At 43.2% G+C, this 8,812-nt stretch carries 6 protein-coding genes; all 6 read right to left on the minus strand.

Features of this window, described 5'->3' with window-relative positions:
• A partial coding sequence (locus AC1DPZ_RS17155) for a Gfo/Idh/MocA family protein (protein ID WP_477405575.1) occupies positions 1-1,407 on the minus strand: 1,407 nt, incomplete at its 3' end.
• A gap of 23 nt (positions 1,408-1,430) precedes the next feature.
• Positions 1,431-3,110, minus strand: a complete 1,680-nt coding sequence (locus AC1DPZ_RS17160; RefSeq protein ID WP_477405577.1) for a GMC oxidoreductase — start codon at positions 3,108-3,110, stop codon at positions 1,431-1,433.
• Between the two features lie 239 nt (positions 3,111-3,349).
• The gene (locus AC1DPZ_RS17165; RefSeq protein ID WP_477405579.1) at positions 3,350-5,065 is read right to left on the minus strand and encodes a GMC oxidoreductase; all 1,716 of its coding nucleotides are present in this window, start codon (positions 5,063-5,065) and stop codon (positions 3,350-3,352) included.
• 3 nt (positions 5,066-5,068) lie between these two features.
• A complete protein-coding gene (locus AC1DPZ_RS17170) occupies positions 5,069-5,623 on the minus strand; it encodes a gluconate 2-dehydrogenase subunit 3 family protein (RefSeq protein WP_477405581.1) in 555 nt (184 codons plus the stop codon).
• A gap of 167 nt (positions 5,624-5,790) precedes the next feature.
• The gene (locus tag AC1DPZ_RS17175) at positions 5,791-6,702 is read right to left on the minus strand and encodes a sugar phosphate isomerase/epimerase family protein (RefSeq protein WP_477405583.1); all 912 of its coding nucleotides are present in this window, start codon (positions 6,700-6,702) and stop codon (positions 5,791-5,793) included.
• A gap of 175 nt (positions 6,703-6,877) precedes the next feature.
• Positions 6,878-8,362 carry a hypothetical protein gene (locus AC1DPZ_RS17180; RefSeq protein ID WP_477405585.1) on the minus strand — a complete coding sequence of 495 codons (1,485 nt, stop codon included), beginning with the start codon at positions 8,360-8,362 and terminating at the stop codon, positions 6,878-6,880.
• Positions 8,363-8,812: the final 450 nt, after the last annotated feature.

The raw sequence follows: 8,812 nt of genomic DNA on the forward strand, positions 1-8,812 counted from the left end.
CTGTCGGTATTCGCGTTTAATATACTGGTTAACATCATCAAAATTGGTAACCTTCATTGCCGAATTATCCCACACTAATTTTATGTGACCTCCTTTAAGTTCATGGCCGCGCACAGCCAGGTTGGCCATTAACAAAGCCTCGGTAAGCGGGCCGGCTTTCTCAAATGATGAACTCAGTTCAGTTTTACCGTAACCAGCCAAACAACCTTCAACCCATTGTGCATAGTGCCCGTTGGATCCACCGGGCACGCGCTGCCATTTTTGAGGTGCTTTGGCTGTTTTAGTACGTTCAGTTGGTAACAGTAATGGTTCTTCAGAGTAGGTGCTGGCTATCATTTTACCTTTTGTGCCAATAAATAATGATCCGTTACCATCGTCGCCAAATTTTTCATTTGGTAATAATTCTGCCGGTCTTTCGGGTTGTATACCACCATCCATCCAGTGCAGGGTAACCTCACCTTTTGTTTTATCGGTTTTAGGGAAAGTTAAGGTAATATGGCTTGATGGAGGGCAGCTTTCAGGGAAATGCCCTTCTTTARACTCATCAACATACACACTACCTACACTTGCCTGTACATCCTTGGCATATTGTAAGCCCAATACCCTAAAAGGTGCTTCTACCAGGTGGCAGCCCATATCGCCAAGTGCGCCGGTACCATAATCCCACCATCCGCGCCAGTTAAACGGTACAAGTTTATCTACATAATCTTTTTTGGGTGCAGTGCCCAACCACAGATCCCAATCTAATTCTTTAGGAATATTTGGCTGCGGTGCAGGCCATTGAATGCCCTGCGGCCATACCGGGCGATTTGTCCAGCAGTAAACAGTATGTACATCACCAATCAGGTCGGCATCGTACCATTCAGAAAGTAAACGGGTACCATCGTTTGATGATCCCTGGTTACCCATTTGTGTAACTACTTTATATTTTTTAGCTGCTTCGGTTAATAAACGGGCTTCCCAAATATCGTGCGTCAATGGCTTTTGCACGTAAACATGCTTACCCAACTGCATGGCGCGATAAGTAATGATGGCGTGGTTATGATCGGGGGTTGAAACAGATACGGCATCAAAGTGTTTATGTTCCTTATCAAACATCTCGCGCCAGTCTTTATAATATTTTGCTTTTGGAAAATCGGCACGTGATTTTGCTGCACGCCTGTCGTCAACATCGCACAGAAAAGCTATCTCTGCCTTTCCGCTTTTGTAAAAGTTAGCAATGTCGCTTTGGCCTTTACCGCCCGCGCCAACACCGGCAATCAGCAATTTATCACTTGGCGCAACAAAACCTTTTCCGCCCAACACAAACCGCGGAACAATCATAAAACTTGCGGCAGCTATCGAACTGGTTTTAATAAAATCCCGCCTCGATGGGTTGGGGGCAACGTTATCTTTTTCTTCAGACATAGGTAGTGTATTTGATGTTTTTGTTAGATCTCGTTTTTCTTCAAAGCATCAACAGCATAGTTGGCAGCACGGGCTGTTAACGCCATATAAGTAAGTGACGGGTTTTGGCAAGCAGCCGATGTCATACATGAACCATCGGTAACAAATACGTTTTTGGCATCCCAAACCTGGTTCCACTGGTTAAGTACCGATGTTTTTGGATCGCGGCCCATACGTGCCGTACCCATTTCATGAATACCGCGGCCTAAATACGGATTAGAGCTGTGAGTTTGCACATCCTTAGCTCCGGCTGCTTCCAGTAGTTCTTTAGCATCCTTTTCTATCTCAATGCGCATCTTTAACTCGTTCGCCTTCAATTCGGCATCAATAGCTACAACAGACAGGCCCCACTTATCTTTTTTAGTTTTATCAATGGTAACCTTATTATCATGGTATGGCAATGTTTCACCAAAACCTCCCATGCCTATTTGCCATGAACCTGGTTCGCTGATGGCATCTTTATATGCGCCGCCAATGTTTAGTTCGGCAATATCCCTGCTCCAGCCTTCGCGGCTTGCAGCGCCCTGGTAACCAAAGCCACGGATGTAATCACGCTTTTCGCCATTAAGGTTACGGAAACGCGGAATATAAAAACCATTTGCACGCCTGCCGAAATAATATTTATCCTCGTACCCTTCTATTCTGCCCGATGCACCAACTCCCAGGTGATGATCCATCAGGTTATGGCCAAGCTCGCCGCTGCTGCTGCCTAAACCGCCATCCCAAACATCAGTTGCCGAGTTCATTAATATCCAGGCCGAATTTATGGTTGAAGCGTTAAGGAATACAACCTTAGCAAAATACTCATAGGTTTGGTTAGTTTCGGCATCCAATACCTCAACTCCTTTTGCCTTTTTAGTATCCTTATCGTACAATATTTTGGTAACTATAGACCATGGGCGAACTGTTAAGTTCCCGGTAGCCATAGCGGCAGGTAATGTGGCCGACTGCGTGCTAAAATACGCCCCGAAAGGACAGCCCAACCAACATTTATTACGATACTGGCAGTTTGTACGATCGTTATGCGGCAGGGTGATATTGGCTGTACGGCCAATAATCAGCGGGCGCAGATCCTTATAATATTCTTTTAAACGTTTTGCAACGTCTTTTTCAACTACGTTTAAATCCATTGGCGGCATAAAATCACCATCGGGTAATATGGAAAGACCGTCTTTATTACCGGAGATGCCTGCAAATTTCTCTGCATAGCTATACCATGGTGCAATGTCTTTATAACGAATAGGCCAATCAACAGCGATACCATCTTTTAAGTTGGCTTCAAAATCAACATCGGCCCAGCGGTATGATTGCCTGCCCCACATTAATGAGCGGCCACCTACATGATAACCACGAAACCAATCGAACCTTTTTGTTTCGGTATAAGGGCTATCTTTATCACTTGCCCAATAATCAAGGTTGACTTCGTTCAAGGGATAATCGCGTTTTAACACCGGATAATCCTCAATCATTTTTTGTGTACGGCCACCCCTGTGCGGAAATTCCCAGGGATCTTTATTAGCGTTCACATAGTCTTTTATATGCTTGATGTCACGGCCGCGCTCCAGCATGATGGTTTTCAAACCTTTTTGTGTTAGTTCTTTGGCAGCCCACCCGCCTGAAATTCCTGAGCCAATGACTATAGCGTCATAAGTGTTTGCAGACATACGATATATGATTAGTTGTTTTGTTTATTAATTGGTTACTGCGTTAAATGTATGAATAAAAATTATTTTACAAATATTTTCAGTGTGTTTTTTTTACACGAAGGAGTGATTGGTGAGCGATGAATAGTGAGCTGTGAGTGGTGAATAGTGAACGGTGAGTGGTGAATAGTGAATGGAGAGTTGTTTGACTTCCTTGTATCTATCTACTCAACTCACTATTCACCACTCACCACTCACCATTATATATTCCCCTTTTTCATTTCACTCACAGCATAATCGGCGGCCCTGGCGGTAAAGGCCATATACGTGAGGGATGGATTTTGGCATGAGGTTGAAGTCATACAAGCGCCATCCGTTACAAACACATTTTTAACCGCATGCATTTGGTTCCATTTATTAAGCACCGATGTTTTAGGATCATTACCCATGCGCGCACCCCCCATTTCATGAATATCCAATCCCGGCGCCCTGTTATCTGTACTGGCTTTTATATTGGTAAAACCCGCGCTGGTGAACATTTCTGTTAATTGCTCAACATAATCTTTTTTCATCTTCTCGTCGTTATCATCATACTCAACAGAAATCTTTAACTGCGGAATGCCCCACTGGTCTTTCAGTGTTTTATCAAGAGCTACATAATTGCTCTCTTTGGGGATAGTTTCGCCCATCATGTGCGATCCTACTTTCCAGCCGCTCAGGTTATCTTTAACTAAATTTTCCTTTAAGCTGCTGCCAACCCCATCCCATGGGCGTTGCTGATAACGGTATGCGCTAAAACCGGATGCATAACCACGTAAAAAGTTTGTTTCCTGTTTATATACATTACGGAATCGTGGAATATAACCGCCACCCGCAGGATTGCGGCCATCGGTTGTCCATTCTTTGAAGCCATCATATTCGGCCCCGATATGTGCCGAGTAATTATGAAAGGCAACATATTTACCCAATACTCCGCTATCGTTACCCAATCCGTTGGGGAAGCGGCTTGATGTGGAGTTAAGGAGTACCAAATTAGTATTTAAAGCAGCGGCGTTTACAAATATGATTTTAGCGTAGTAGTCAATAGTTTCTTTTGTATTTGTATCAACAACGCGTACACCGGTAGCCTTGCCTTGTTTTTCGTCGTAAATAATAGATTCCACAACCGAAAACGGGCGCAAGGTACAATGGCCGGATTTAAGCGCCCAGGGTATTGTTGACGCGTTGGCACTAAAGTATCCGCCAAAGGGGCAGCCACGCTGGCAAAGGATGCGTTCCTGGCATTGCACACGCCCCTGGTCTAAATGAATCTGGTTGGGTTTTGACAAGTGTGCACAACGGGCGCTGATCACATGGCGGTTACTATATTTACTTTTAACGTGCTGACTAAAATAAGTCTCGACACTATTTAGCGGAAAAGCCGGTAAAAACTCACCATCGGGTAATTCGGCAATGCCATCTTTATTGCCAGAGATACCGGCAAATTTTTCAACGTAACTGTACCAGGGTGCAATATCCTTATAACGGATAGGCCAATCTACCGCGAACCCATCACGGGCCGGGCCTTCAAAATCAAACTCGCTCCAGCGCTGCGTTTGGCGCGCCCATAGCAGCGATTTCCCCCCTACCTGGTATCCGCGGATCCAATCAAATGGTTTTTCCTGAACATAAGGGTGCTCTTTATCTTTTACAAAAAAATGGGCTGCATCCTCACCAAAGGCATAGCAGCGGTTAACTATAGGATTGGCCTCCTGTACTGCCATGGGCAGTTCGCCGCGGTGCTCAAACTCCCAGGGGTACATATTGGTTGTGGGGTAATCCTTATTGTGCTTCACATCGCGGCCCCGTTCCAATATCAGGGTTTTAAGGCCTTTATCAGTTAACTCCTTTGCAGCCCAGCCGCCACTCATCCCCGAACCTATAACAATGGCATCAAATGTTCTATCCTTAACGCTATCTATATTTAAATTGGCCATTATTTATACTGCTTGCTTTTGTTTGTATGGAAAATGTGCATTGTAACGCCCAGGTATCAGTTCATAAATTACCTGTTTGGTCATGAAGTATTGCGAATGCGTATAGCCGTTTACCGTTTGTTCTTTTACTATACCATAAAACGTTTTTAATTCCGCCGGGGTAGAAATACTTTTAGGGTCTTTATCCTTTTCAATGCTCAACAGCATTTCTTCGCGCTGCTTAACGCTTAGTTCGGCAAATAATCTATCGTATTTCTTTTTAACCGCATCATTAAACTGCTCCATGCCGTTCATAAACGCTTGCTGATCTGCCTTTTTATAACAATCATCAAGCATTTTAAGCACAAATAAATGCAGGCTTAAATCTCTTGCACCGAGCGTATTGGTTTTGGGGATAATGGTATCGGTAATAGCGCCCAACAGTTTTTCCTGGTCGGCACTGATTTCAACATTTTTAAGGGCAATGGATGCTTTACCTTCTTCCCGCATACAGGCAGGTAGTAAAGCGGCACCCCCAATAATTAAAGCCAGATTTTTTATGACCGTACGCCTGTGCATATAGGTAAATTGTTTTAGCAGCACTGATTAATTACCTGCGGGGTTTACAGGTTAATTTAACTTATCGGTTTGCTTTGGTTTAAAAACGATTTTCAAACTTAATAATTTCCGTTTTAAAAGTAACGGCTTCAAGATTAAATTTAGTGTGGCAAGTTACCCGATTAGTATTAATAACCCCACTTTTTCATGATTTGTAAATCAATTTTTACACAATCTATCGGATCCTTGCCCTGGTATGCTTCCTGTTCGATGATAAAAAGTGAAGTCCCGCCTTTTTTACTGGCTGCTTTTAATATTTCTTTAACAGGTAATATACCGTTGCCTAAAATGGTGCTCTCGGTATCATCGCCATCGTGCACAGGAACCTTTATCTCATCCTTCACATGCATTGACTCAAAACGACCCGGATATTTATTAATAAAATCAAGCGCATGCCCACCGGTGGTCAGCATGTTACCAATATCTATTTGTTGCGCCACCAAAGCAGGGTCGGTATTTTGGATAATATAATCGTAAAGGGTTATATTGCCAACCTTAGTACTGATCTCGAAGTTGTGGTTATGGTAACCAAACTTCATTGATGATTTTTGACATAGCTCGCCGCATTTATTAAACTGCTCCATGGTACGTTTCAGGGCGTCGGCATCGGTCCTTACCTTTTCATCCAGCCATGGGCTTATTACAAATTTCTGGCCCATGGTAGCGGCATCTTCCACTGTATATTTCCACGCATCTGTAAAATCCTTTTTTGAATCATCCCAGTGCTGGGCAGTCATTACCGTATGGCCGCTGGGCATTTTAAGCGCAAGGTCGTCCAGTATCTTTTTAAATTCCTTTGCAGTATAGCCATAAAACTTACGATCGATATAGTTGGCATGCTCTATGTGATGATAGCCGGCATCAGCAATTTTTTTAAGCGTTCCCTGCGGATCAACTTTCATGGCATCGCGCACGCTATACAGCTGTACTCCTACCCTTTGAAGTTTCTTCTCTGTGGCAAACAGACTATCGGGTAATAAGGCCGCGCCTGCAACTGCTAAAGCACCGGTTTTTAAAAATGATCTGCGTGTGGTTTGCATATTGATTTATTTTGGTTCGTGATTCGTGTTGCGTGATTCGTGTTGCGTGTTTCGTGTTGCGTGTTTCGTGTTGCGTGTTTCGTGATTCGTGTTGCGTGATTCGTGATTTGGTTTCAATTACGCGAACCTCGTAACCCGCAACCCGAACCCAATATTACTACTTTATTTTGTACAATTACTTTCCTATCGGGAATACAGGAAATAAAAGATCTGAGTTACTTACAAAAGCAATATGCTTACTATCAGGCGCCCATGATGGCGTATTGATAGTACCTTGCCCGCCGTATAAATAGGCCACCACTTTTGACTGGCCGCCACCTATCGGCATCATCCTGATAAAGACGTGTTTATAAAAAGGATGATCATCCGGTGCAACTTCGTTTTTATAGAAGGTAATATAAACTATCCATTTACCATCGGGCGATATATGCGGAAACCAGTTGTTATAATCGTCATTGGTTATCTGTGTTTGCTCGCTGCCATCGGCTTTCATACGCCATATCTGCATCAAACCGCTACGTACAGAATTAAAATAGATGTATTTACCATCGGGAGTATATTCGGGGCCATCATCCAAACCGGGGGTTGTGGTCAGCCTTTCTTCGGGTCCGCCGCCAGAAGGTACACGGTATACATCAAACTCTTTATTTCGTTGTCCGCAAAATACCAGGTACTTACCATCGGGCGACCAGCCATGCATATAGCTTGCGCCAACCCCCAAAGCAGTCACTCTTTTAGCATTTCCTCCTGATGAAGGTACTGTATACCCTATCGATGGCCCGCCATCGCCACTGCTGATGACCAACATTTTACCATCAAAAGAAAGAATATGATCGTTATTATTATTTTTTGCCGGATTTGTATTTAAAACGACGGGCTTATTGGTTTTAAGATCGAATTTATATAATGAACCATCGCTGTTGTAAATAAGCGATTTGCCATCTTTCATCCAGTTTGGAGCCTGCAACGAGCGCGGCGATTGGTACACGATGGTACTATTTTGTGTTTCCAGGTCCAGCAGTTCGATGCTGCTGCCAAGATATTGTTTGTAAGGCACCAATGACGCAGGTGCAGGCGTAACTATACGTACATTACTAAAGGTGGCTTTTTCGCTCACATTATCATTATGCGAGCAAATGAAAATACCTACATACACTTCATCGCCAAGATCAAGATCGCTCACCTCTTCGGTAACAAAAAGATCGCCTTTGCGGGCTACCGACATGGTGTAGGTATTGCCTTTACGTTCCAGCTGGATAACATCGGCAGCCGTGATACTTGCTTTTTTCTCTTCGGTAATACCACTAATGGTTTTACGGTATTGCAGTGAGGTTAATCCGTCACCATGAACAACAGCGTTAATATGCTTTGAATTTGAATCGAGTGTTGTGCGGACCATCAGGCCTACTTTGCGGTGTAACTCTACCCCTTTACCGATGAAGGCGGCATTGGTGCGTAGTATAAAATCGCCTTTCATGCGTTTCCACACAAAATGAAAATCATCATGCGTGGCCCAAATGTTTTCTCCCGAACCTGTAAGTTCATATTGCTGCAATCTGGCATCGTATTGGGCGCTGCCTTTATGCTTAACTGTACCTACATCGGTTTGATTTTCAAATATACCAAGGCCCTGCGCCTTTACTTCTTGATTAAAAAGCATCAGGCACGACAAACAAACTGACAAACAGAATATTTTAATATGCATAAGTTATTAGGTGAGATTAAGTTACGCTATTAGTTAGCCTTACTAAGGTATAAATTCCCTTTGTAATTAAAAAAGTACTATATGTAACATTTTTAGGCCTTTTCAAAAAAAATGAGTGACATTTTGGTGTCACTCATTTTTTTATTCTGCTAAATGTTATGGATACAATGAAGCGGCCGACATTTAAGGCTATCACTTTGTATATCATATGCTTGCCTGCCACTATAATAGGGCACGGCTTTTTTAAATTACTTCGCTCTTACCATCAGGGGCTTAACCTCGGCATACTTAACCGCTGTTAGCTGTACAACCGGCGCTTTAGAACAATAGGTTAACAAAAATTCCTTTTTTGAATCACGATATGAACTTACGGCACCCAACATGCTCATCAATTTTATATAACAC

It is taken from the genome of Mucilaginibacter sp. P4_G9 (assembly GCF_056400985.1).

Bases quoted from the DNA above. Each gene is read 5' to 3' on its own strand.
- AC1DPZ_RS17160 (WP_477405577.1), bottom strand. From the start codon at position 3,110: ATGTCTGCAAACACTTATGACGCTATAGTCATTGGCTCAGGAATTTCA.
- AC1DPZ_RS17165 (WP_477405579.1), bottom strand. From the start codon at position 5,065: ATGGCCAATTTAAATATAGATAGCGTTAAGGATAGAACATTTGATGCC.
- AC1DPZ_RS17170 (WP_477405581.1), bottom strand. From the start codon at position 5,623: ATGCACAGGCGTACGGTCATAAAAAATCTGGCTTTAATTATTGGGGGT.
- AC1DPZ_RS17175 (WP_477405583.1), bottom strand. From the start codon at position 6,702: ATGCAAACCACACGCAGATCATTTTTAAAAACCGGTGCTTTAGCAGTT.
- AC1DPZ_RS17180 (WP_477405585.1), bottom strand. From the start codon at position 8,362: ATGCTTTTTAATCAAGAAGTAAAGGCGCAGGGCCTTGGTATATTTGAA.